28 protein-coding genes, 1 tRNA gene and 2 riboswitches are annotated in these 21576 nt (G+C 44.1%); of the genes, 19 read left to right on the top strand and 10 right to left on the bottom strand.

Annotated features, from left to right (window positions below; translation table 11 throughout):
* The first annotated feature begins 88 nt into the window (after positions 1–88).
* The 8 genes from ADP71_RS12160 to ADP71_RS12195 are packed head-to-tail and all read left to right on the top strand — an operon-like array spanning position 89 to position 6261.
* Positions 89–700 carry a hypothetical protein gene (locus ADP71_RS12160; RefSeq protein ID WP_104932297.1) on the top strand — a complete coding sequence of 204 codons (612 nt, stop codon included), beginning with the start codon at positions 89–91 and terminating at the stop codon, positions 698–700.
* Positions 701–2815: a hypothetical protein gene (locus tag ADP71_RS12165; RefSeq protein WP_104932298.1), complete on the top strand. Its 2115-nt coding sequence runs from the start codon at positions 701–703 to the stop codon at positions 2813–2815.
* Positions 2812–3768 carry a hypothetical protein gene (locus tag ADP71_RS12170; RefSeq protein ID WP_104932299.1) on the top strand — a complete coding sequence of 319 codons (957 nt, stop codon included), beginning with the start codon at positions 2812–2814 and terminating at the stop codon, positions 3766–3768. The genes ADP71_RS12165 and ADP71_RS12170 overlap by 4 nt, the downstream gene beginning before the upstream one ends.
* A gap of 2 nt (positions 3769–3770) precedes the next feature.
* Positions 3771–4355: a hypothetical protein gene (locus tag ADP71_RS12175; protein WP_104932300.1), complete on the top strand. Its 585-nt coding sequence runs from the start codon at positions 3771–3773 to the stop codon at positions 4353–4355.
* On the top strand, positions 4352–4990 hold the full coding sequence (locus ADP71_RS12180; RefSeq protein WP_104932301.1) for a hypothetical protein: 639 nt from the start codon (positions 4352–4354) through the stop codon (positions 4988–4990). The genes ADP71_RS12175 and ADP71_RS12180 overlap by 4 nt, the downstream gene beginning before the upstream one ends.
* Positions 4991–5026: 36 nt before the next feature.
* Positions 5027–5365, top strand: coding sequence for a hypothetical protein (locus ADP71_RS12185; protein WP_104932302.1), 339 nt, complete (start codon positions 5027–5029; stop codon positions 5363–5365).
* Positions 5362–5655 carry a hypothetical protein gene (locus ADP71_RS12190; RefSeq protein WP_104932303.1) on the top strand — a complete coding sequence of 98 codons (294 nt, stop codon included), beginning with the start codon at positions 5362–5364 and terminating at the stop codon, positions 5653–5655. The genes ADP71_RS12185 and ADP71_RS12190 overlap by 4 nt, the downstream gene beginning before the upstream one ends.
* A 12-nt stretch (positions 5656–5667) precedes the next feature.
* Positions 5668–6261, top strand: a complete 594-nt coding sequence (locus ADP71_RS12195; protein ID WP_104932304.1) for a M15 family metallopeptidase — start codon at positions 5668–5670, stop codon at positions 6259–6261.
* A gap of 450 nt (positions 6262–6711) precedes the next feature.
* Here ADP71_RS12195 and ADP71_RS12200 read toward each other — a convergent pair.
* Together ADP71_RS12200 and rsmI are read right to left on the bottom strand one after the other, a co-directional pair.
* Positions 6712–6796: transfer RNA gene (locus ADP71_RS12200), tRNA-Leu, on the bottom strand.
* 76 nt (positions 6797–6872) lie between these two features.
* Positions 6873–7751: a 16S rRNA (cytidine(1402)-2'-O)-methyltransferase gene (gene rsmI, locus ADP71_RS12205; RefSeq protein ID WP_019959343.1), complete on the bottom strand. Its 879-nt coding sequence runs from the start codon at positions 7749–7751 to the stop codon at positions 6873–6875.
* Positions 7752–7806: 55 nt separating this feature from the next.
* Here rsmI and ADP71_RS12210 point away from each other — a divergent pair, with 55 nt between their 5' ends.
* From ADP71_RS12210 to ADP71_RS12225, 4 genes are all read left to right on the top strand, one after another.
* The gene (locus tag ADP71_RS12210) at positions 7807–8160 is read left to right on the top strand and encodes a YraN family protein (protein WP_104932428.1); all 354 of its coding nucleotides are present in this window, start codon (positions 7807–7809) and stop codon (positions 8158–8160) included.
* The gene (locus ADP71_RS12215; protein ID WP_019959341.1) at positions 8157–8747 is read left to right on the top strand and encodes a phosphoheptose isomerase; all 591 of its coding nucleotides are present in this window, start codon (positions 8157–8159) and stop codon (positions 8745–8747) included. The genes ADP71_RS12210 and ADP71_RS12215 overlap by 4 nt, the downstream gene beginning before the upstream one ends.
* A gap of 21 nt (positions 8748–8768) precedes the next feature.
* Positions 8769–9374: a BON domain-containing protein gene (locus ADP71_RS12220; RefSeq protein WP_019959340.1), complete on the top strand. Its 606-nt coding sequence runs from the start codon at positions 8769–8771 to the stop codon at positions 9372–9374.
* A 126-nt stretch (positions 9375–9500) separates the two neighbouring features.
* The gene (locus tag ADP71_RS12225) at positions 9501–10013 is read left to right on the top strand and encodes a hypothetical protein (protein ID WP_171461186.1); all 513 of its coding nucleotides are present in this window, start codon (positions 9501–9503) and stop codon (positions 10011–10013) included.
* Positions 10014–10040: 27 nt separating this feature from the next.
* Here the strand turns inward: ADP71_RS12225 and ptsP are convergent, their stop codons facing one another.
* The 5 genes from ptsP to ADP71_RS13215 all read right to left on the bottom strand — a co-directional run bounded on the left by ptsP (position 10041) and on the right by ADP71_RS13215 (position 13875).
* On the bottom strand, positions 10041–11792 hold the full coding sequence (ptsP, locus tag ADP71_RS12230; RefSeq protein WP_171461187.1) for a phosphoenolpyruvate--protein phosphotransferase: 1752 nt from the start codon (positions 11790–11792) through the stop codon (positions 10041–10043).
* A 16-nt stretch (positions 11793–11808) separates the two neighbouring features.
* Complete coding sequence (locus tag ADP71_RS12235; protein ID WP_019959337.1) at positions 11809–12078, bottom strand: HPr family phosphocarrier protein; 270 nt, start codon at positions 12076–12078, stop codon at positions 11809–11811.
* A 3-nt stretch (positions 12079–12081) separates the two neighbouring features.
* Positions 12082–12492: a PTS sugar transporter subunit IIA gene (locus ADP71_RS12240; RefSeq protein WP_019959336.1), complete on the bottom strand. Its 411-nt coding sequence runs from the start codon at positions 12490–12492 to the stop codon at positions 12082–12084.
* Between the two features lie 34 nt (positions 12493–12526).
* Positions 12527–13363, bottom strand: a complete 837-nt coding sequence (gene metF / locus ADP71_RS12245; RefSeq protein WP_019959335.1) for a methylenetetrahydrofolate reductase [NAD(P)H] — start codon at positions 13361–13363, stop codon at positions 12527–12529.
* A 287-nt stretch (positions 13364–13650) separates the two neighbouring features.
* Positions 13651–13875, bottom strand: coding sequence for a zinc-ribbon domain-containing protein (locus tag ADP71_RS13215; protein WP_026353691.1), 225 nt, complete (start codon positions 13873–13875; stop codon positions 13651–13653).
* Positions 13876–13980: 105 nt separating this feature from the next.
* Here ADP71_RS13215 and purU point away from each other — a divergent pair, with 105 nt between their 5' ends.
* A complete protein-coding gene (purU, locus tag ADP71_RS12255) occupies positions 13981–14841 on the top strand; it encodes a formyltetrahydrofolate deformylase (RefSeq protein ID WP_026353690.1) in 861 nt (286 codons plus the stop codon).
* Between the two features lie 74 nt (positions 14842–14915).
* Here purU and ADP71_RS12260 read toward each other — a convergent pair whose 3' ends face one another.
* Genes ADP71_RS12260 through ADP71_RS12270 form a run of 3 tightly spaced genes read right to left on the bottom strand, consistent with a single transcriptional unit; the run spans position 14916 to position 16309 of the window.
* The gene (locus ADP71_RS12260) at positions 14916–15275 is read right to left on the bottom strand and encodes a YbaN family protein (RefSeq protein WP_026353689.1); all 360 of its coding nucleotides are present in this window, start codon (positions 15273–15275) and stop codon (positions 14916–14918) included.
* Between the two features lie 4 nt (positions 15276–15279).
* A complete protein-coding gene (locus ADP71_RS12265; protein WP_019959331.1) occupies positions 15280–15834 on the bottom strand; it encodes a DUF1415 domain-containing protein in 555 nt (184 codons plus the stop codon).
* Positions 15827–16309 (bottom strand): Lrp/AsnC family transcriptional regulator, encoded by a 483-nt coding sequence (locus ADP71_RS12270; protein ID WP_019959330.1) that lies wholly within the window; start codon positions 16307–16309, stop codon positions 15827–15829. Before ADP71_RS12270 ends, ADP71_RS12265 begins: the two co-directional genes overlap by 8 nt.
* Before the next feature lie 347 nt (positions 16310–16656).
* Positions 16657–16753, top strand: a riboswitch (glycine riboswitch).
* A 16-nt stretch (positions 16754–16769) separates the two neighbouring features.
* Positions 16770–16866: riboswitch (glycine riboswitch) on the top strand.
* A 48-nt stretch (positions 16867–16914) separates the two neighbouring features.
* On the opposite strand from ADP71_RS12270, the gene gcvT reads away from it, so the two are divergent.
* From gcvT to ADP71_RS12300, 6 genes are all read left to right on the top strand, one after another.
* Entirely contained in the window at positions 16915–18012 is a 1098-nt protein-coding gene (gene gcvT / locus ADP71_RS12275; protein WP_104932307.1) for a glycine cleavage system aminomethyltransferase GcvT, read from the top strand.
* A gap of 67 nt (positions 18013–18079) precedes the next feature.
* Complete coding sequence (gene gcvH / locus ADP71_RS12280; RefSeq protein WP_019959326.1) at positions 18080–18463, top strand: glycine cleavage system protein GcvH; 384 nt, start codon at positions 18080–18082, stop codon at positions 18461–18463.
* Between the two features lie 148 nt (positions 18464–18611).
* The gene (gene yiaA, locus ADP71_RS12285) at positions 18612–19073 is read left to right on the top strand and encodes an inner membrane protein YiaA (protein WP_104932308.1); all 462 of its coding nucleotides are present in this window, start codon (positions 18612–18614) and stop codon (positions 19071–19073) included.
* Between the two features lie 95 nt (positions 19074–19168).
* On the top strand, positions 19169–19726 hold the full coding sequence (locus ADP71_RS12290) for a DNA-3-methyladenine glycosylase I (protein ID WP_104932309.1): 558 nt from the start codon (positions 19169–19171) through the stop codon (positions 19724–19726).
* Positions 19727–19738: 12 nt separating this feature from the next.
* Positions 19739–20380 (top strand): LysE family translocator, encoded by a 642-nt coding sequence (locus ADP71_RS12295; protein WP_019959323.1) that lies wholly within the window; start codon positions 19739–19741, stop codon positions 20378–20380.
* Positions 20377–21570 (top strand): MFS transporter, encoded by a 1194-nt coding sequence (locus ADP71_RS12300; protein ID WP_019959322.1) that lies wholly within the window; start codon positions 20377–20379, stop codon positions 21568–21570. The genes ADP71_RS12295 and ADP71_RS12300 overlap by 4 nt, the downstream gene beginning before the upstream one ends.
* The last annotated feature ends 6 nt before the right edge of the window (positions 21571–21576 follow it).

A 21576-nucleotide genomic window follows, 5' to 3' on the forward strand; every position in this document is an offset into this window, starting at 1 on the left:
AAAAAACCATGAAGTGAAAATGCATCACTTCATAAAACCATAACCAGCGTCCTGAAAAAATCAGGACGCTTTTTTATTGGAACAAAACATGAGTTACCCATTGAAGTTTAAATTCTATGTTGACGAAGAACTTGCACAAGAAGTGCAATGGCGCAATGGCTTTCCTACTTTGCCGATTGCTTACAAAGATGCCGAAACTGTGATTTATAAGTTTTATGTCGGTTGCCGCGATATGTCACGAGAATTGGCCGTAGATAGCAGCAATCCTGACACCAACATTAAATTGATGTTGGCTGAAGCTGCGCAGGCGTGGCAAGCAAATGTGGCAGTGACGGCAGGAAGTATGGTGCAACCAGGCAATGGTTTTATGTATCGCTGCATCAGTTCTGGTATTTCTGGAAGTACTCAACCTGTTTGGCCAACGGTACATGGGCAAGGTGTTGCCGATGGTACGGTTCGCTATGTGTGTGCAGGAGTGGCATGGGATATTTCCAATATGTTTTTGTCACAATCAGAAGAATTTGCCACCACATCGACTGCCAAAGTCGCCAACTTGGGACCTGTTTTGGATGGTGGTGCTGAATTTGCAGTGCCGCTTTGGTTACGTGCTGTCAATCCAAATACCTCAAGCCAAAATGATAACAATGCACCCATCATGCATTTGGCTTGGAACAAAGTGATCGAACGAGAGAATATCTAAATGTTAGCCATCCGTCCTCTTGCCACAAGCCCTCTTGCTGTTCACGTTGCCACAGGTGCGGCTGTTGATATTGTGTATGAAGGCGTGGCTTTGTTGTTGCCGCAATCTGTCGGTGAAATTGCGTACGAAGGCGTCGCTTTGTTGTTACCGCAAGCGATTGTGCATGAAGTGGTGTATCAAGGCATCGCATTGCAATTGCCGCAAGAAATGGGCGTTGTGTACGAAGGCGTTGCACTGCAATTGCCGCAAACGATGCAGCCAAAACCATTGCAATACGTTTTTGAAGACTCATTCCAAGATTTTGGTCCATTCAATCTGAATGTTGAAACAGATTTAGGTAGCCTCGATGTGTGCCAATTGTTTGACCGCATCGAAATCACCCAGGCATCAGGTGAGGCCTCAACTGCAAAACTGTCTTTTTTGCAAGATGTGGGTGAGCGCATTGATTTATACCAATACTTGAATCGTAAGATGCGCATTGAGTTAGTGCGTCCTGATAAACCGGCATTTGTGTTATTTGACGGTGAATTTGATGCCAGCATTTGGCAAGTGGGTGGCTTTTTCATCGAGTGGAGTGCGCTGACACCAAGAAAACGCATGCTCAATCAATTGACTCAAGCACAAGTGGACCAAATCGGCTATTTTCAAGAAGATGTGTTCAAAAAGCGCGATGATTACGATGATATGGCAACACAATTAGAAGATCGCATGTCTACCATTCCTGCCAATCTTGATTTCATCGATGGGCAGCCGTTTGTGAATTCTTGGTTTGCCAAAATCATACCTGATTATGTGCTTGGACCTTGTGAGATTGAAGAGGCGCACCGGTCACACAGCGTCAATTCGCAAGATAGCATTGTGAACACCGTCGTTGTCAAATTGCAGCATCAATGGGATTTGTGCCGATATGCTGAGCGAAAATATTGGTTTGATTCACGCTACACAGTGTGTAATTACGCCAACTATGGCTTACCACCTTTGAATGACACGGTCAAAGCGGCTGCTCAAAATACCGGTTGGGTATTGAGCCATTATGAATCAAGCGGCCTGCACGATGGCGGCATTTATCGTTGCTCGTGGCGTGGCGGATTTCCTGCTGAAATGATTTGGTCACCTCGCGGCGGTACGTTTGAGCCTGTGAACGAAAGTGGACGTAGTAGTCGTGTGGTGTACAACTATACCGATTTGTATGCACAGCGTTGTTCGCTCATGCTCAGCAAGCAATTTGTGCAACCTGTTGAAGAGTCAATTTTGATGACGGTGCAAAATGCAGCATCAGTACGCCGCTATGGTGAGCGTAAGCAAACGCAAAATGTGACGGTGACTCAAGTGCGAGAAGACGCTACTGACCGCAAAATCAAGAATTGGGAAAACCAAAGCACTTACAAAAACCCTGCCAAACAAGGTGCCATCAAACAAGCCAATGGCTATTGGATTATTCAAGCAGACAACATCAAAAAAGGCGCATTGCAGCAAGCGTTGGATGTGGCTGTGCGCATTGCAGAAACCAATATTTTGAAGTCACATCGCAGTCACAAATTTGTGTGTAGAACTGATCAAATTGCACCGCAATTGGACATCACTCAAACGCATGAAGTCGATGCAGGACAAGTTTCAGGACGCTTCAAAGTTGACCAAATCACGCATGTTTTTGATTTGCAATCGACTCAAAAGTCTTATACCGAAGTGACGTATGTCATTTTTTCAAATGCTGAAAATGGCAGTTATGTACACCAAGCGATTGAGCCGCCACGCGCGGCTTTGAATCATTTTGCAAAGCCGCAATACCAAAGCCAATTGGGTGTTTTCAACATTCACCAAGGTGCGCGCGTATTTTATGAAGAAGGCGAATATGAGGATTGGGAATCAGAAAATACTTCCTCTCACCCTGCAATCAAAACAGTCAGTATTGGCCAAACGGTTTATTACTACAAGCTTCACGGATGGATTACAGAAACCACTGACAACAACAATGGTGTCGAGATTCGCCAGAGTAAAGACTTCCAAGTAGTAGCAGATGAGATTGAAGAAGAAACAACCGAAACAATGGAGGTGGAAGTGACGCGCACCATTGGCGTTGGTATTCCAAATGACGAGCAGGAGTTGATTGCATGAGTGACAGACAAACAGCGAATGACCTTGCCAAATGGATTGGTCCACAACGTCAACCCAAAACTGCTTCTGCGAAACAGCGTGGTAAGCCTATTGATAAAAGCATTGGCAATGCAGGTGGTAGCGGCTTGGGCGACCAAGCATATACGGGAGATGATGCTCCCACGGGTTCAGAAGATAATCGACCTGTTGACCACACGCTTAGGGAAGAGTTGCGAGTCGGTGATGAGCCTGAGAAGTTCGAGCTCAAAGACTGCGAAACGGGTGAGCCTGTAACGCTAGACGGAATTGGCGGCAATGGCACGAAAGCAGTGCCCCCTGTTGGTTTTGAAGACTGCGTACCGCCGACAGTTGATAGCGGATATGTTTCCGGGGTGTATTGGACAGTAAGCACGGATGTTGGTAAGTTAGGATATCCTAAAACGCCAATCTTGGTAAATTTTGCCGCTCAAACACGGCAAAAAGCAGTCGATGCTGGTCTTGCATCTATCCCATTTGTGCCTGAGTCGCTTACAAATGCAATCGAGTCGAGCATGGATGGTACGTTCGGCGGCGGATTCAACATGTGTCATCAAACAGGTTGTGATTCTGTTGGGTTTGCTATTAGTAGACGATTATGCAGCGCAAATCCAAACCCTATTTGCGACTTACCTCCTCCAATTGCCGTATGGCCTGAAAATGACAGAAATCATCTTAACTACAACACAGAAAAAGGCTGCATCGAGGCGCTATGTCCTGACTTGAATCCGCATGTGTCTGCGAAATACAAAAGCTGTCAAGACGAAATGATTTTGTGCGATAAGGATGGCAACAAAGTGCATGTCAAAATCAATGTAGACGGCACGATGGATGTTACACAAGAGAAGCACGGTCAAACAGCGACAATTAAAGACGGCAAAGTCGCATCAGTCAAAGTCTTATCAGAAACTCAATTAGACAGAATTTTTAGAGATTAAATATGCACACATGGGCAAACAATATGCTGACAACACTGTCGGCAGGCATCACTGCGTCTGCAACAAGCATGACTGTTGCAAGTATGGGTGATTTGGTTTTGGGCGTAAATGAAACAGCGTTTTTGACGCTGCAAAATGACGCTGCAAGCCTGTATGAAATCGTCAAAGTAACAGAGATTTCAGGATTGACGCTCACAATTCAGCGAGCGCAAGAAGGCACAACGGCTCAGGCATGGGAGGTGGGTGCAATAGTGGTTGCAGCTCAGACGAAATCGCAGTTGATTGAAATTCGAGATGGTATCGCTCGAATCAAAAAGCAAATGTGGTTCCAAGTTACAGGCTCGGCAGTATCGTCTGTAAACGGGCAAAAGCAATATTTACAAGCTGCATCTGCCATGGCTTTGACTATTGATTTACAAGACGGGGAAGACATGGTGCTTGAAATCAATCCGGCCACGTTTAATGTAACACTCCCTTCAATATCTTGGCGTGGCAGTGTTCTGACTTGGTTTGAAAATAAGTGGCATACACTTACATTGAGCAAGCGTGGATCAAGCTTGATTTGCTGGTGGGAGGTGGAGCCATGAGTTTTTTGGCCAGGCAATTGATGGGACTAATGAAGACGGTTAACACAGGACGCCCGCAGCAGCTTTGGCGGTTCACGGCGTCTGCTGATTGGGTATTATCAGCATCAAATACAATTGCAAAATTGAATAGTGGCGCATTAGCCGCTTGGCTTCCGATTTTGCCGTCTTCAAAAACAAGAAGTGTTGCAAGCGGGGGCAAGTATTACTTTGAAATTCGAGTCAATCAAGTAATTGTCGGGAATTCAAATGGTCCTCGTTTTGGGGTTTTTGACGGTTCTCAATACCATCTATTCATGCCGCGCGGGGCTGTGGCTGAGGGTACAGAGCCGCACGGCACGAGTACAGCAGCAAATTGGCATCGTTATACAGATGCAACATTGGTTGCAAACACTGTTTATAAATGGAATGGCGGGGACACTGTTGGCTGCTCTGTTGAAAAGAGCGGCAGTAACACGCTCATTAAATTCTACATAAACGGCATGGATGCGGCATATGTTGGCAAACCTGAGTTGTTGATTGCAGGGACGCCAACACTAGGAATCGCGCTTGCGGGTTATCGTATTGCGTCTGCTAATGTGATTGATTTGCAAATTTTAGACTTGAAATATTTGCCCGCAGGTTTTGAGCCGTGGTGATGACCAGCATTAATGGGTCTTTTAAAAAGGGAATTTATGAGTGCAGAAACAGGAGCAGCATATTGGGCGCTCGGTGCGATTGGCATCACAGGTAAAATTTTGGGATTGCCAGTTGAGTTGTTGTTAATTGGTGGCGTGGTGGGCGGTGCTATGCTTGGGCGGCATCGAGAGACAACTCGATTAAATGGCATTGCGACCATTTTATTGTCGGCGGTTTTGGCAGCATCTCTGGCACCATATTTGCCAAAGATGTTTGGCTTTGAGCAAGATTTGGATGTGTTTTGTGCGGTAGCGATTGCAGCGGCGTGGCCTTGGGTTGTTTTGGAGCTAGGACCTATGCTTAAAAGCCGATTATCAGGGAGTAAAAAACCATGATGCTTTTATTTTTAACGATTATTCAGGCGCTCATTTTGGGCGCCATTTTTGTGCACAGTGCTTGCGTGCTGTCAAAAACACGTTTTGAAGGATGGCTCAATCCGATTTGGTTGAGCCACATTTGCTTTTTGGGTTTTGGAATGTACTCAGGTTCGGCGCTGCTCAAGTCAGGTAGTGAATTCAATGGGCAATTGATGGCGTTAGAAGGTGCAGTCTTGTTGCATCTGATCGCTGATTACATTGCATACAAAAAACGTAGTCGTTGCAAAGTGGCAAAAATATTTGGATAAAGGACAGTCAAAATGACTTTGATGAAATTGGGTATGAAATCGCATGAAATTGCGAAGTATCAAAAAATCTTAGGTGTGAAAACCGATGGCATTTTTGGCAAAATTACAGAACAGCATGTTCGTGCTTTTCAGCGTGACAGTGGTTTGGCACAAGATGGCATCATTGGACCGCAAACAAAGGCGGCTTTGGAAGCCGTAGGCAGCGTTTCTTATGTTGCGACAAGCAAAACCACATCAGGCAAGTTTCAACTGTCTGAGCGCAGCCGTGAGCGATTAAAGGGCATTCATCCGAAGATGGTGGAAATTATTGAACGTGCAATGGAATTGACTGATATTGATTTCATGATTACTGAAGGTTTGCGTACTCGTGAGCAACAAGCGAAATATGTCAAAGCAGGGCGCAGTCAAACGATGAATAGCCGGCATTTGACCGGTCATGCGGTTGATGTAGCTGTGTTGATTGATGGTGTGCTGACTTGGGAGTGGAAATATTACGAACAATTGTCTAAATATTTTAAGCAAGCAGCCCAAGAATTGGGCGTTAAAATGACTTGGGGTGGGGATTGGAAGACGTTACGTGACGGTCCGCATTACCAAATTGATTAAAATTGCGCAATTTAAACCGTCTATAGAACCGTCTATAAAATCAAAAAGAAAAGCCACCTATAATGGGTGGCTGGTCTTTTTTTTGTGCTTAAAGCTTTTAAACACAAGGTTTTCTTTGGTGGGCCCGGTGGGAATCGAACCCACGACCAAGGGATTTTGAGTCCCCTGCGTCTACCAATTTCGCCACCTGGGCAGTGGATTTGGTTTAGAAGTAGGATTATAGGTAAGACTCGGTGATTTGTAAATCAATTTTATAAGAATAATATTAAAAATAGGAAGGAATGGATTGGGAAACAATATGATGAGCAGATTGCTTTTACGTTGATAAGCATGTTACCAATTCAAGTACCAAGTGAGATGAAAGAATGATTGAATCATTCATAAGAAGTTTGGGTATGAAAATAGCGGGCAAAAAAATAACCGCTAGCGCGGTTTATTTTCCTAAATCTGTGGTGCCCAGGGTCGGACTCGAACCGACACACCTTGCGGCGGGGGATTTTGAGTCCCCTGCGTCTACCAATTTCGCCACCTGGGCAGTGGATTTGGTTTAGAAGGTGCATTATAAGGGATTCAAAAAATGCGTCAAGTATTTTTGGATAAAAAAAGCAAAATTATTTTGATTTTAATGTTAAGCCCAAGTCATATAAGTCTTTTTTATTGTCACCAAAAGTGCGGTGAACAATGTCACACGCTTTTTTCAATGGCATGTCATCCATTAATAATTGTAATAATTTTTCGCCTTCGTTTGAAATACCAGCCTCATCAGTGCTTTTTTCGAGCGGATGTAACACCAAAACCATTTCGCCACGGCTTTGATTGCTGTCTTGTTTTAAAGCGTCCTGTAACTCGGTCACGCTGCCGACTAAAAATGTTTCAAACGTTTTGGTGATTTCTCGTGCGAGCATCAAACGGCGTTCAGGAAACAAAGCTGCCATGTCGGCCAAAGTGGCTTCGATGCGGTGCGGGGTTTCGTAACCGATGATGGTATGTGGTTTGCTTTGCCATTGTGCTAATAATTGGCGGCGCTCATTGGGTTTGGATGGAATGAAACCTGCAAACTCAAAATCAGGTGCCACAATACCTGCAACCGATAAAGCAGCGATTACAGCACTGGCGCCCACTACAGGCCGCACATGAAAGCCAGCTTGGCGTACTTGTTCAACCAAACGTGCACCTGGATCACACACGGCAGGAGTACCTGCATCAGACACTTGAGCGACCACTTGACCGTCTTCTAAAGCAGCAATGATTTTGCTGGCCATGGATTGTTCGTTTTGTTCACGCACACTCACCATTTTGGCTTTGATGCCATAAGCGGCGAGCAATTGACCCGTCATGCGTGTGTCTTCGGCACAAACCAAATCAGCACGAGACAAGACGGCTAAGGCATGCAAAGTGATGTCGGATAAATTGCCAATAGGTGTGGCCACCACATATAATGTCTGTGGTTCTATATGTGCTTGAGCACGTTCTAATAAGGGTTGTAACACTTGTGTCTCGTTGTAATCAGTTGATGGTGTGATACTATCATATGCGGAGGGTGCTATGCGTTTGCAACATCCAAGCGGTCGCGCAGCAGAAGACTTGGCGGCGGAATTTCTTGTGGCACAAGGTTGCCAAATCATTGAGCGCAATTGGCATTGTCGCCGTGGTGAAATTGATTTGATTGTTTGGGATGGTTCGGTCTGTGTGTTTGTAGAGGTGAAAATGCGCACTTCACAAGCTTATGGTGGTGCTATGGCATCGATTACAACTACCAAACAACGAAAATTGATTTTAAGTGCACAATGGTATTTGCACACACGGGCTCAGCCTGAACCAGCTTGCCGTTTTGATGCGGTATTGATAGACGGAAATGGCCACATTCAGTGGCTGAAAAACATATTGGAATGCTCATGAATTTAACTGACCGCGTTTTTGAACACTTTGCTGAAAGCATTAAAGTCAAACAAGACAATCAAGAATTATTGGCTGAAGCGACAGCTGCTGCAACAGAATTGATGTTTGCGGCCTTGGTGAACGATGGCAAAATTTTATCTTGTGGCAATGGCGGTTCGGCTGCCGATGCACAACATTTTGCAGCTGAATTGGTGGGTCGATTTGAAATTGAACGCATGGGTTTGGCAGGCATTGCTTTGACCACAGACACATCAGCCTTAACAGCGATTGCCAATGATTATGATTTTAATCGTATTTTCTCCAAACAAGTAGAAGCTTTGGGTCGCAGCGGTGATGTGTTGTTGGCGATTTCAACTTCTGGCAATTCTGCCAATGTGATTGCAGCAATTGAAGCGGCGCACGAGCGTGATATGCGAGTGGTGGCGATGACGGGTAAAGATGGCGGCAAAATTGCGCACTTATTAAAAGAAGAAGATATTTTGTTGAATGTGTCACATCAACGTACCGCACGCATTCAAGAAGTGCATATTTTGTTGATTCATGCGATGTGTGATGGTATTGATCAATTATTAATGGGAAATGTTTAAGCGACCTGTAAGGATGATTACATGAAAAAAACGTTGGCAGCAGTATTGATTGGTGTGAGCTTGACTCAAGCGTTGAGTGGATGTGCCGCTTTGGCAGTAGGTGGTTTGGCAGTGGGCGGTTTGTCCATTTTAGACCGCCGCGCAACAGGTGCTCAAGCAGATGACCAAGTCATTGAATTGCAAGTGGTGAATAATATTACCACTTATTTGCACAATCAATATCCTGTTAATGTTTATAACAATGTCAAAGTCATCAGTTACAATCGTGCGGTATTGCTCGTTGGCGTTGTGGCAGATCAAGCGGCAAAAGATACTGCTGAGCGCATTGCCCGTTCACAATTGGCAGTCAATCGCGTGTATAACCATATTACCATTGGTGAAGAGCGTTCAATGAATGTGGCACAAGATGTGTGGATGACTTCTAAAATACGTACCATGTTACTTAATCCAAAAGGTTATAACCCAAATCATGTGAAAGTCACGACATTCAATGGCGTGACCTATGCACAAGGTGTGTTAACCCCTGAAGAGCAAGCTGCTATTAATCAGCAAATTAGCACCACGTTGGGTGTACAAAAACTGGTCACTTTGTATGAGACTTTTGTACCGACTGTGCAAACCCAGTAAGTAGTGATTTCTACTACTTAAGTAAAACCTTAAGGTGCAAATTTTGACTATTTTTCTAGATTAGGAGATATGGTTTCGTGGTTTGTATTAAAATAAGCGTATCATTTTAAATGAATTTTTATTTTTATGAATAATTCTGAGACAAGTGTTGAGCCAAGTGCCGCACAAAAAAATAAGCCTCGTTCTTCTGTTTTTATGAAGTCATTTTGGGGTCTGATTGGTTTATTGGCATTGGCTGCTGCTGGTTTGATTGGCATGGCTGTTGTGGCTTTGAATGAGCATACTTATGTTGAAAAATCGGTAGAAAAACCAGTTGATCCAGGCGTGGAAATTCTTGATTTAGCAGGTAACAGCCGTATGGTCGATAGTAATTTGGTGCCTGTAAATCCATTGGGCAGTGATGAAAATGCTGTCAAATCTGATACCGAGGGTGAGGCGCAAGCCAAGTTGAATGATGAAAAAATTGCTGGTACCAAATTGGTTGAAGCGGTGAAACCTGTTGTTGTTGAGAAGAAAACAGAACACGCTGCCAAGCCATCTGAGCATCATATCGCTAAAGTGGAAGTTGTTAAGCCACCTAAAGTAGAGAAATCAGTACAACATAAAGAAGCCAATGCACAAATGGACAATTTGTTTTGATGGATAGTAGTAAAAAAACCGCTGTTTTTAAACAGCGGTTTTTTGTGGTTCAATGTGGTTGAGTTTTTTCAACAAATCATCTACTTTATTCGGATCATCATTGCGCAGAATTCGCCAAATCTGTTTTTCAATTTCATCGGTATTGCTGTGCACAATCATGTTTTTAACCCGTAAAATATTGGACGGATGCATGGAAAATTGGCGCAATCCCAAGCCGAGTAATAAACGCGTATAACGGTCATCACCTGCCATTTCACCACATACGGAAATTGGTTTGTTGGCTTTTATGGCACTGCGTATCACATGTGTGAGCAGTTTCAGGACGGCTGGATGAGCAGGTTGATACAAGTGGCTGACGGTGTCATCTGAGCGATCTACTGCCAAAGTATATTGAATTAAATCATTGGTACCGATGGATAAAAAATCTACCAATTTCAGCAAGCTCACCACCATTAAGGCCGCAGATGGTACTTCAATCATACAACCCACCGCCACATTGCTTTCAAACTCTTGACTGCGTTCAGTCAGTTGCTGTTTGACCAACTCTAAATGGCTGTGACATTGTCGCAATTCAGTCAATGAGCTAATCATTGGCCATAAAATGCGAATGGGGCCATGCACTGCAGCACGCAAAATGGCGCGCATTTGGGTGCGAAACATCACAGGCTCTGCTAGGCATAAGCGTATACCAGTCAAACCTAATGCAGGATTTAAAGTGTCATTGTGATTGAGCCAGCGAGGGTTTTTGTCCACGCCTAAATCCACTGTGCGTATGGTCAGTGGTTTACCCTTCATTTTTTTGATGGCATCTAAATAAATTTCGTACTGTTCTTCTTCAGAAGGCAAAGTATCGCGGTTTAAAAATAAGAACTCACTGCGAAACAGGCCGACACCATCAATAGACAATTTATGCGCTGCATTGATATCGGCAGGGGATTCAATATTGGCTAAAATTTGAATATTGACTTCGTCGGCAGTGGTAGCTGCTGTATTTTTTAATTTATTGAGTTGGCGTTTTTGACTGCGGTAGAGTTTGGCACGTTTGCGGTATTCTGATAAAACCGTATCACTGGGGTCAACAATGACGACACCATCAATACCATCGACAATGACCCATTCGTCTTCTTGGATGATATTGCGCGCATTGTGCAGTGCAATCACTGACGGAATATCTAAGCTGCGCCCTAAAATAGCGGTGTGACTGGTAGGACCACCGATATCGGTGACAAATGCGGAAATGCGACTGTCTTTGAAATAAATCGTATCGGCAGGAGAAATATCATGTGCAATCAAAATCATGTCATCAAACAAATCATTGTCGACATGCAATTCTACTTCTTGACCACGCAAATTTTTAAAAATGCGTTCAGCGACCTGTAACATATCTTGCTTACGTTCGCGTAAATATTGATCTTCTATGATGTCAAATTGTTGTGACAAGCGTTCTAATTGAACTTGTAAAGCCCATTCGGCATTGATTTCTTTGGCCTCAATAATATCTATGGGCTCACGAGACAATGTGACATCAGTCAAAAGCATCAAATGCAGCGAGATAAATGCGCCCAATTCGGTTGGAGCATTCTCAGGAATACTGCTGCGTAAGTGCTCTAATTGGCGTCTGGTTTGTTTGACCGCATTTTGAAAGCGTTGGCATTCAACGCTGATTTCGTGCGCTTCAATGGGATAATGCGGCACATCATCCAAACCTTGTTGCAATAAGCGCGCTCGCCCAATTGCAATACCCCCTCCAATGGCAACGCCATGTAACATGATGCTCATGACTTTTTATCCTTCGCTATTCTTCCTCGCCGAAATATTCGGCAATGAGTTTTTTCAACGCTGCCATGGCTTCTTCTTCATCTGAACCATCGACTTCTAATGTGATGACAGAGCCTTGTGCTGCTGCCAACATCATCAAACCCATAATGCTTTTGCCATTCACGCGACGTTCTTTGCGTGACACCCAAATTTCTGATTGGAAGCGGGCGGCGGTTTGGGTAAATTTGCTGGATGCACGGGCGTGTAAGCCTAATTTATTTTCTATGGTAACGTCTGCAGTAATCATGATTTATGTCGCTTCTTCTTGTGTATAGGTTAAGGCCATGATGCCGTTGATGGCAGCTGTTTTGACTTCTTGTGCCAATAAATGAACGTTGTCTCGCAGTGGTGCATATTGGATGGCTTTGACCATCATGGGCGCATTTAAGCCCGTGAGCATCACCACATCGATGGATGTAATCAGTTTGCGCGCCACATTACAGGGCGTGGCACCAAAAATATCAGTTAAGAGCAATACCCCTTGACCTTGGTTCACTTGCTCAATCAAATGGGTGGCTTGTTCTAAAATTAACTCAGGAGGTGTGTCTTTAGCGACATTGAGCAAGCGTACGTTATCAGGACACATGTCAAAAAAATGGCTGACCAACGCATTGTAAGCATGGCCAAGTGATTCATGTGTAACAATCAACAATCCAATCATGCAGTCACTCCTGATGGGGGTGGTAATGGAAAAATCAATAGCCCAAGCGTTGGCAAACAGTCGAAACCAAGCCAGCTTGGTTCAAAGTGTAAAAATGCAAGCTCGGTGCACCTTGGCTTAATAAGCGGTCACATAAATCAGTGACCACATCCAAGCCCATGGCTTTGATGGAAGCGGTATCGTCGCCGTATGCTTGTAATTTTAGGCGCAACCAACGTGGAATTTCTGCACCACAAGTATCAGAAAAACGACTTAAGCTTGAAAAATTGGCAATTGGCATGATGCCCGGCACAATCGGAATATTCACGCCTTGGGCTTGCACGGCATCTACAAATGCAAAGTAAGAATCAATATTATAGAAATATTGGGTAATGGCTGAATTGGCACCTGCTTGGCATTTTTGTACAAAGTAATCAATGTCGCTTTGTGCATTTTTAGCTTGCGGGTGAAATTCAGGATATGCACCTACTTCAATGTGAAACCAATCGCCATGTTCTTGGCGAATGAATGAAACCAATTCATTGGCATAGCGAAAGCCATCTGATGCCATAACGCCCATGCCTGAAGGGATGTCACCACGCAAAGCCACAATGTGTTTGATGCCATGTTCACGATAGGTATTCAAAATATGGCGAACTTCTGATTCTTCTGAGCCGATGCAGGCCAAATGAGGTGCGGCAGCGGTACCTTCAGACATGATGTCTAAGACTGTTTGTAAAGTACCATCACGGGTTGTACCGCCTGCGCCAAAGGTACAAGAGAAAAATTCAGGATTGAATTGGCGTAATTGTTGGCGTGTAACGGCAACTTTGGCACGACCTTCTTCTGTGCGTGCAGGAAAAAACTCAAAGCTTAATGGTGTACGGTTCATTTTATTTACAATCAGCTAGGAAGAAAATAACTTAAACCATACTTGAGTTTTGTCGTTAGGACACTCGTTGGGGGCTGCATGATTGATATTTCAATGAAGCATACAAATACATGCCAAAGCATGGTTTTAAGACGTGAATTAAGTATAGGGTTTTATGACAGTCATGACCATGCTTTTACTGTGAAAAATTCAAAAAAAAACGAAATTTTTAGCATATATTACGCTAACAGCAGGGATTTAACCGCTGTTGGCGCAGAATTGACCAAAGGTTTGGTTTGTCTGAAGATTCAGCTTTTTGATGGAATGAATTTTTCAGGCAAAGACGTACCGCATTGTAAGCAAACAAAAGTGGTATTTGGCTTGCCGATGGGGAATAAAGGCAAGAAAAAAATGGAAAGGTGTGAACGGCTGCTGCTCAGGCGGTAAGTGGTTTGAGTTTGGCAAATGGGGCAATTGAATAAGCCCTCTGTTTCGCTGATTTTTTTGGGCTGTACGCCGAAAATGAAAATCATGGATGTCTTTCTGGGTAATGAAAAGAAGGATGAATCAAAAAGCTATACATTTAGATGTGAAAGATTATAATAAAAAATTCCTTTTCCCATATGAGCGAAAAAAGCATGAGTAGTGAACACACAGCAAGACTTTTAATTCATTGTCAGGATCAATCAGGCATTGTGCAAGCTGTATCGGGTCTTTTATACCATGTAGGCGCCAATATTACCGCTTTGGATCAATACACGACTGAGGCCAGTGGTGGTGATTATTTTATGCGAGTGGAGTTTTTGTTGCCGCAATTGGAAAAGCAGCACGATATTTTAATTGAAAACTTTCAGCGCAATGTTGCCAATATGTATGCGATGAATTGGCGTTTGGCTTTGGTCAAAGAGCGCAAAAAAGTGGCTTTATTTGTCTCTAAACATGATCATGCTTTGATGGAATTGTTGTGGCGCCATGCGCGTGGACAGTTGCCGTGTGACATTGCTTGTGTCATCAGCAATCACGAAGATTTGCGTGAGGCGGTGGAAAATTTTGGTATTGAGTACAAGGTGGTTAAAGTGACACCAGAAACCAAAGTACAAGCCGAAGCACAAATCAACGAATGGGTGGCTGATTGTGACTTATTGGTATTGGCGCGTTATATGCAGATTTTGAGTGAAGATTTTACTGCCAAGTGGGCACAAAAAATTATTAACATTCATCATTCATTTTTGCCTGCTTTTGTCGGTGCCGATCCTTATGGTCAAGCATATGATAAAGGTGTGAAGTTGATTGGTGCAACAGCGCATTATGTGACGGCAGATTTAGACCAAGGTCCGATTATCGAGCAAGATGTGAAGCGGGTCGATCACCGTTACACTGTGCAAGAGTTGCGAGAATTGGGTGCGGATGTGGAAAGACAGGTTTTGGCACGTGCCATCACTTGGCATTTAGAAGACCGTGTCATTGTATTTGGTCATAAAACTGTGGTGTTTGAATAAAACATCATCTGATTTGAAAAAAGCGTCCTGTAAATATTTACAGGACGCTTTTTGAATGTTTACAGGGTGCTGTATCAGCGATGAGGCAAACGCCAAATCCAAATGGCGACGCACAAACAAGTGATGCCACACATGCTCCAAACCCATACCATTTCAGGAAAACGGTAATACACCATATAAGTAGACAAAGCCATCATGGAGCTAGACAGCATTTTAGCAGGCAAAGGCACTGCGCGATGTTCTTGCCAATTGTACACAATCGGACCAAATGTTTTGTGTTGTAATAGCCAATGATGAAAGCGTGGTGAAGCTTTGGCAAAACACACTGCCGCCAACAATACAAATGGCGTGGTGGGCAGCAAAGGCAGGAAAATGCCAATGGTACCCAATGCCAAAGCCAACCAACCTGCGGCCAACAAGGCATAGCGCACCATCATATCAGTCCTTTTTCTGCCACAAAGCATCCCAACCTTCATGTCCCATTTTTTCAAGCAAAGCAATGTTGCGCTCAAAAATGGTGTCTGCATTAGGGAATGCTTGCATGGCTTTGGCAATGCTGTCTTCGCGAATCAAATGCAAAATGGGATAAGGTGAGCGATTGGTATAATTGCTGATGTCGTCAGGCTCAGTACCGTCAAACTGAAATTGCGGATGAAACGGTGCAATTTGAATCACGCCTTCCAAACCATGATCGACCAAGGCTTGATCGGCAACATCTAAAATTTGATTGAACAAATCAAAATCGTTGAATAAATTCGGTTCAATCAGCAAAGTGGTTTCTAGCTCGTTGGCAGGCGTTTGCTTGAGCAAGAGCAATTCTTCATCCAAACGCTCTAAAAATACATCCAAATGCCTAGCTTGGCTAACACTAAAGCGAATCAAATCTTTATTGTAAGTGGCTTTGGCAAATGGGCATAAATTTAACCCAATCACGGCAGTTTCTAGCCATGTGCGGGTGGTTTGGATGAGGTCTTGGTGATTCAAATCAGTCATTGTGCAAATGGTTCAATGGTAAAGCGGTGGTTTTTTTCACTTCACGCAATACAAAGCTAGAGCGAGCGTCCTGTACACCTGATTGGTTCAATAAAATTTCCAATACAAAATGCGAGAAATGTTCCATATCGACAAAGAAAGCATGCAACATATAATCGGTTTCACCAGTTAACGCAAAACAGCTCAAAATTTCAGGCCATTGTTGTACTGTTTCATCGAATTTTTCACGACCGCCGCCTGCTTTGTTAACTGTCACACGAATGAAAGCTTGCAAGCCCAATTCAATCGCCGCAGGGCTTAACAAAGCAGCATAACGTTGAATCACGCCAGCATCTTCCAATTGTTTCAAACGACGCAAGCAAGGAGAAGGTGACAAAGCCACACGTTCAGACAATTCTACGTTGGTCAAACGGCCGTTTTCTTGTAAAACTTGTAAAATTTTTAAATCAATTTTATCTAAGACGATGCTCTGCATGAGTGTGGCTCTCCCGTAAAATACAGTGTGTGTACAAAGTAGACGAAAATTTTTAGATTATTGCGCAATTTTTTTGATGAGTTAAATCATAGATTCTCAACATAATGTGACAATATTCTACCTCAAAAGAAGTTTTTTTTTATAAAAAATTAGGAAGTCGTCAAAAAATAGAGGATTGTTGTCGTAAATTGAGAGTGAGCCTATGGTGGATTGGAAGTGTTTTAATGAAAATTTGCCTGTTTTTTTGATATCTATGCTTAATATTATTAATATGAAATTAAAATAAATTAAGTTGCGCTGCATCACCGATGTTACTTGCCAAAAAGCGTAATAGACAGTCATAATAGCGGCGTTTTGCAGGAGAAGTCCGAGAAATAGATTGGCTCGGCTACCGAAGGCGCATAGACCCTTTAATCGCTCAGGTGGAAGGACTGTAAAACCCTTATGTGTTTCATGCAGATAAGGCAAATCTGGAGAGCGGCAAAAAAGCCCACCGAAGGGGGAAAGAATGAAGTCTTTCATTCGAAAATCTCAGGTCACAGGACAGATAGGGAATCGCTTGTTGCTAAAGCAAAAAGCATTCTTAATTCTATGGAGTGATGGACATGAGTGAACCTCAAAAAACCCCGTTTTACAATGCCCACGTTGCCGCTGAAGGTAAAATGGTCGATTTCTCAGGTTGGGATTTACCCATCCATTACGGCTCCCAAATCAAAGAACATGAATTCGTGCGTACCGATGCTGGTATGTTTGACGTGTCTCATATGGTCGTGACTGATGTTTCTGGCGAGCAAGTCAAAGCATGGTTGCAATATCTTTTGGCCAATGATGTAGACAAATTAAAATTTGTTGGTAAAGCCTTGTATTCCCCAATGTTAAACGAGCAAGCCGGTGTTATCGATGACTTGATTGTTTACCTTTCTAATGAAGCAGAAACTGAATACCGCATCGTATCGAATGCAGCCACTCGTGACAAAGACTTGGCGCAATTCACCAAAACCGCAGCACCATTTGGTGTCACTATCAAAGAGCGTCCTGAATTGGCGATGTTGGCAGTGCAAGGTCCTAAAGCGATTGAAAAATTGTTGGTCGCAAAACCTGAATGGGCTGAACAAGTTAACGCATTGAAAGCGTTTGTAGGCGTGGATTTGGGTGGCGATTGGTTTGTAGCCAAAACAGGTTATACTGGTGAAGACGGTGTGGAAGTGATTTTACCTGCGGCGGCGGCGGAAACTTTCTTCAATGAGTTGCGCGCTGTGGGCGTGAATCCTTGTGGTTTGGGCGCGCGTGATACTTTGCGTATGGAAGCGGGCATGAACTTGTACGGTCATGACATGGGCGAAGAAATCAATCCTTTGCAAGCGGGAATGGGTTGGACGATTGCTTGGAGTGATGAACGTGACTTTATCGGTAAAGCCGCTTTGCTCAAAGCCAAAGAAACTGGCGTGCCTGAAAAACAAGTTGGCTTGGTAATGGAAACGCGTGGCGTATTGCGTGAAGGCATGCAAGTGACCGTTCCTGGTATCGGTACTGGCATTATTACTTCAGGTACATTCTCACCGACTTTGAAACAATCTATTGCCATTGCGCGTGTGCCTAAAGCCACCACCGATACCGCACAAGTGGACATTCGTGGCACATTCACTGACGTACGTGTTATCAAATTGCCATTTGTACGCAATGGTCAAAAACAATTTGATTGATTTGGTTTGGGCGTCCTGAAATGGTTTCAGGACGCCAATTTGTAAAATTTAATGTGGAGTAAATCTCATGAGCAATGTTCCAGCAGAATTAAAATATGTTTCTAGCCACGAGTGGTTGCGTTTGGAAGCTGACGGCAGCGTCACCGTTGGCATTACCGACCATGCACAAGAATTATTGGGCGACATCGTATTCGTTGAATTGCCTGAAGTGGGCGCAAATTTGGCTGCTGAAGAGCAAGCTGGCGTGGTTGAATCTGTGAAAGCCGCTTCTGACATTTACGCGCCTATCGCAGGTGAAATTTTGGAAATCAACCAAGAGTTGGTAGATGCACCAGAAACTGCTAACACCGATCCTTACGGTGCGGCTTGGTTCTTCCGCATTCAGCCTGCAAACGCTGCTGATTTAGATGGTTTGTTGGATGCCGCAGCTTACGAAGCAGAAATCAACTGATTGGTGAGTGCATTGAAAGCATGAAATAAGTAGCAAATGCTGCATTTAAGCATAGCAGCATATGCTACTTAAGTAGAAACATCTCATCTCAAATTTGGTCTATTGCATAATGCCGCAATTGGCAATCAATAAATCAAGGGAGAGCGTGATGGCATTGCAAGAACCGAGTAAAGCATTTGTGGGTGCTTCATGGGTAGCATTGGGGGTGGGCATGATGGCTTATCTCTTTGGCCTTTGGAGTGCGCCAATGGCACTGAGCGAAAAAGGTTATTACTTGGTTTTGCTGTTGTTCGGTTTGTTCGCAGCGGTGTCTTTGCAAAAGGCAGTGCGTGACCGCTTAGAACACATACCAGTGACCGATATTTATTTGGGTATTTGTTGGTTTGGGTTGTTAAGTTCGATTGTGATGTTGGCTGTGGGTTTGTGGAACGCACAATTGCCTAGTACCGAAAAAGGCTTTTATGGCATCAGTTTTTTAATGAGCCTGTTTGCTTCCATTACGGTGCAAAAGAATGTGCGCGACATCTTACAAAATCGCCGTGAAACTGGCGAGCCAGAAAAATCCCGTGAATCGTTTTTACAGCGCTTGAGCAAAAACGATGACGAGTAAGCATTCACAAACACATACGTAACAATGGCTTTAACAAATACCGGTAGTGGTTTTCAACCACAGCCGGTTTATTTTTGGACGTTGTAAACGCGCTGATGTCTTATTGTCAATTTGTGCAAACATTGGATGGCGATGACCGCAATCCACACAAACAGTACCATGACCATCTGTATGGTTATTCGGTGGCGTCTGACGATGAACTTTTTGCGCGTTTGGTGTTGGAAATCAACCAAGCAGGTTTGAGTTGGAGCACGATTTTAAACAAATGGGATGGTTTTTATCAAGCCTACCATGATTTTGAAATCAGCAAAGTCGCTGCTTTTGATGCGCAAGACGTGGCGCGTTTGTTACAGGACGCATCGATTGTACGCAACCGTTTGAAAGTGCATGCGGCTATTTACAATGCGCAGCAGATTGTGTTGTTGCAGCAAGAATATGGTTCATTCAAAGCATGGTTAGAGCATCACCATCCATTGGCAAAAAGTGAATGGGTGAAAGTATTTAAACAGCAATTTAAGTTTGTTGGCGGTGAGATTGTTAGCGAGTTTTTAATGAGTACAGGTTATTTGCCCGGTGCGCATGATGCAGACTGCCCTATTTTGATGCTTGTAGAGGGTAGCCAACCACCATATCTCCGAGGCACATCACAATAAGGATAGGGCTTGATGTGGGGAATTGAGAATTATTGGGGTTTTGTGGTGGCGGCATTGGTGTTGAATATTACACCGGGCTCGGACACGATTTACATTTTGAGCAGGACTTTGTCGCAAGGTGCGAAAGCGGGTATTGCATCGGTTTTGGGTATTTCTAGCGGCATTTTGGTGTGGGGCTTGTTGGTATCGTTGGGATTGGCGGCTGTTTTGGCACAAGCGCCGATGTTGATGCTGGCTATTAAACTGTTGGGTGCGGCTTACATTGTTTGGATTGCAGTGCAAATGTGGCGCAGCAATGATTTGGATGCCTCCAGTTTACAGGACGCTTCTAAAGGTATGAGCGTCCTGAAAACCTACCAACAAGGTGTGGTGACCAATTTGCTCAATCCTAAAATTGGTTTGTTTTTTTTGGCATTCTTACCGCAATTTGTCAGTCATGGTGCGGATTCGGCCGTACCGTTTTTATTGTTGACCGCCACATTTATGGTTACGGGAACGCTGTGGTGTTTGTTGTTGGTGGTATTGGCAGGATTTATTAGTAAAAAATTGCAGCAGCGTCCTGAATATGCACAAAGATTGAGCAAAAGCAGTGCGGTGATATTGGGTGCGATGGGCGTGCACACCGGTATTAGTAGCCTTAAAGAGGTGGTATGAGTTCTGCTGCTGAGGTGGCAAAGCAAGAAGCCTTGCCTTTGGGTTTGCTGATTGCCGTATTTGTCATTGGTATGTTTGCTTTTGTGCAAGTGTATGCCGTGCAAGCGATTTTGCCATTATTGATGCAAGCATTTTCTGCTACGCCTGACGAAATTGGTTTTACCGTTGGTGCAACAGTGTTGGCGGTGGCGTTGATGTCGCCTTTTATGGGCATGTTGTCGGATGCGGTGGGACGCAAAAGTGTGATTGTGGCGTCTTTGTTGTTTTTGGGCTTTCCCACCGCCATGATGGGTTTTGCCGATAGTTTGGCGCAAATGAATGTGTGGCGGTTTTTGCAAGGCTTGGCAGTACCGGGCATTACGGTGGTGTTGATTGCTTACATTGGCGAAGAATTTATAGGTCGCAATATGACCAAAATCATGTCTTTGTATGTATCAGGTACGGTGTTCGGTGGGTTTTCAGGCCGCTTTATTTTGGGTCATTTGACCGAATATTTGACATGGCAACAAGCGTTTTGGGTGATGGCAGCAACGATGTTGGCAGGTGTGGTATTGGCCATCACACAATTGCCTGCTTCTAAAAGTTTTGTGCCCAATCGCCAATTAAAGCCTGTGCTGCAAGGATTGTGGTCGCATTTGCACAATCGTTATGTTTTGAGTGCCATGTTATTGGGCGCATGTGTGTTGTTCTCGTTGGTGGGTTGTTTTACGTTCGTCAATTTGCATTTGGCGGCTGCGCCTTACCATTTGAGCAGCGCGCAATTGGCCAATATTTTCATGGTGTACTTAATCGGCATGATTATCACGCCTTTATCAACACGGATTTTGACCCGTTTGGGTGCTAAAAAAACCGCCATATTGGCTGTGCTGATGTCGATGGTGGGTGTGGTCGGCACTTTGGTAGCACCGCTTTGGGAGATTGTGGTGGCTTTGGGCGTGATGAGCTCAGGCGTATTCATTACGCAATCGGCGACCATCAGTTACATCGCCAAGAACGTGACGCAAAATCGTTCTTTGGCTTCAGGTTTGTATTATATGGGTTATTACACAGGTGGCACCATTGGTGCGGCGGTGTGTGGATGGGCTTATGCGCGCGGCGAATGGAATCTGACGGTTGGGGTTTTGTTGTTGGTGCAAGTGTTTGCTTTATTGGTGGCGTCGGTCGTGATGGTTTCACGCAAAGCGCCCTGAAACAAT

The sequence above is a fragment of the Vitreoscilla sp. C1 genome, assembly GCF_002951955.2.
GTDB lineage: Bacteria > Pseudomonadota > Gammaproteobacteria > Burkholderiales > Neisseriaceae > Vitreoscilla > Vitreoscilla stercoraria.

What these genes read in the sequence shown, in the direction of transcription:
- ADP71_RS12160 (WP_104932297.1), top strand. Translation starts at nt 89, where the DNA reads ATGAGTTACCCATTGAAGTTTAAATTCTATGTTGACGAAGAACTTGCA.
- ADP71_RS12165 (WP_104932298.1), top strand. Translation starts at nt 701, where the DNA reads ATGTTAGCCATCCGTCCTCTTGCCACAAGCCCTCTTGCTGTTCACGTT.
- ADP71_RS12170 (WP_104932299.1), top strand. Translation starts at nt 2,812, where the DNA reads ATGAGTGACAGACAAACAGCGAATGACCTTGCCAAATGGATTGGTCCA.
- ADP71_RS12175 (WP_104932300.1), top strand. Translation starts at nt 3,771, where the DNA reads ATGCACACATGGGCAAACAATATGCTGACAACACTGTCGGCAGGCATC.
- ADP71_RS12180 (WP_104932301.1), top strand. Translation starts at nt 4,352, where the DNA reads ATGAGTTTTTTGGCCAGGCAATTGATGGGACTAATGAAGACGGTTAAC.
- ADP71_RS12185 (WP_104932302.1), top strand. Translation starts at nt 5,027, where the DNA reads ATGAGTGCAGAAACAGGAGCAGCATATTGGGCGCTCGGTGCGATTGGC.
- ADP71_RS12190 (WP_104932303.1), top strand. Translation starts at nt 5,362, where the DNA reads ATGATGCTTTTATTTTTAACGATTATTCAGGCGCTCATTTTGGGCGCC.
- ADP71_RS12195 (WP_104932304.1), top strand. Translation starts at nt 5,668, where the DNA reads ATGACTTTGATGAAATTGGGTATGAAATCGCATGAAATTGCGAAGTAT.
- ADP71_RS12210 (WP_104932428.1), top strand. Translation starts at nt 7,807, where the DNA reads ATGCGTTTGCAACATCCAAGCGGTCGCGCAGCAGAAGACTTGGCGGCG.
- ADP71_RS12215 (WP_019959341.1), top strand. Translation starts at nt 8,157, where the DNA reads ATGAATTTAACTGACCGCGTTTTTGAACACTTTGCTGAAAGCATTAAA.
- ADP71_RS12220 (WP_019959340.1), top strand. Translation starts at nt 8,769, where the DNA reads ATGAAAAAAACGTTGGCAGCAGTATTGATTGGTGTGAGCTTGACTCAA.
- ADP71_RS12225 (WP_171461186.1), top strand. Translation starts at nt 9,501, where the DNA reads ATGAATAATTCTGAGACAAGTGTTGAGCCAAGTGCCGCACAAAAAAAT.
- ptsP (WP_171461187.1), bottom strand. Translation starts at nt 11,792, where the DNA reads ATGAGCATCATGTTACATGGCGTTGCCATTGGAGGGGGTATTGCAATT.
- ADP71_RS12235 (WP_019959337.1), bottom strand. Translation starts at nt 12,078, where the DNA reads ATGATTACTGCAGACGTTACCATAGAAAATAAATTAGGCTTACACGCC.
- ADP71_RS12240 (WP_019959336.1), bottom strand. Translation starts at nt 12,492, where the DNA reads ATGATTGGATTGTTGATTGTTACACATGAATCACTTGGCCATGCTTAC.
- metF (WP_019959335.1), bottom strand. Translation starts at nt 13,363, where the DNA reads ATGAACCGTACACCATTAAGCTTTGAGTTTTTTCCTGCACGCACAGAA.
- ADP71_RS13215 (WP_026353691.1), bottom strand. Translation starts at nt 13,875, where the DNA reads ATGATTTTCATTTTCGGCGTACAGCCCAAAAAAATCAGCGAAACAGAG.
- purU (WP_026353690.1), top strand. Translation starts at nt 13,981, where the DNA reads ATGAGTAGTGAACACACAGCAAGACTTTTAATTCATTGTCAGGATCAA.
- ADP71_RS12260 (WP_026353689.1), bottom strand. Translation starts at nt 15,275, where the DNA reads ATGGTGCGCTATGCCTTGTTGGCCGCAGGTTGGTTGGCTTTGGCATTG.
- ADP71_RS12265 (WP_019959331.1), bottom strand. Translation starts at nt 15,834, where the DNA reads ATGACTGATTTGAATCACCAAGACCTCATCCAAACCACCCGCACATGG.
- ADP71_RS12270 (WP_019959330.1), bottom strand. Translation starts at nt 16,309, where the DNA reads ATGCAGAGCATCGTCTTAGATAAAATTGATTTAAAAATTTTACAAGTT.
- gcvT (WP_104932307.1), top strand. Translation starts at nt 16,915, where the DNA reads ATGAGTGAACCTCAAAAAACCCCGTTTTACAATGCCCACGTTGCCGCT.
- gcvH (WP_019959326.1), top strand. Translation starts at nt 18,080, where the DNA reads ATGAGCAATGTTCCAGCAGAATTAAAATATGTTTCTAGCCACGAGTGG.
- yiaA (WP_104932308.1), top strand. Translation starts at nt 18,612, where the DNA reads ATGGCATTGCAAGAACCGAGTAAAGCATTTGTGGGTGCTTCATGGGTA.
- ADP71_RS12290 (WP_104932309.1), top strand. Translation starts at nt 19,169, where the DNA reads ATGTCTTATTGTCAATTTGTGCAAACATTGGATGGCGATGACCGCAAT.
- ADP71_RS12295 (WP_019959323.1), top strand. Translation starts at nt 19,739, where the DNA reads ATGTGGGGAATTGAGAATTATTGGGGTTTTGTGGTGGCGGCATTGGTG.
- ADP71_RS12300 (WP_019959322.1), top strand. Translation starts at nt 20,377, where the DNA reads ATGAGTTCTGCTGCTGAGGTGGCAAAGCAAGAAGCCTTGCCTTTGGGT.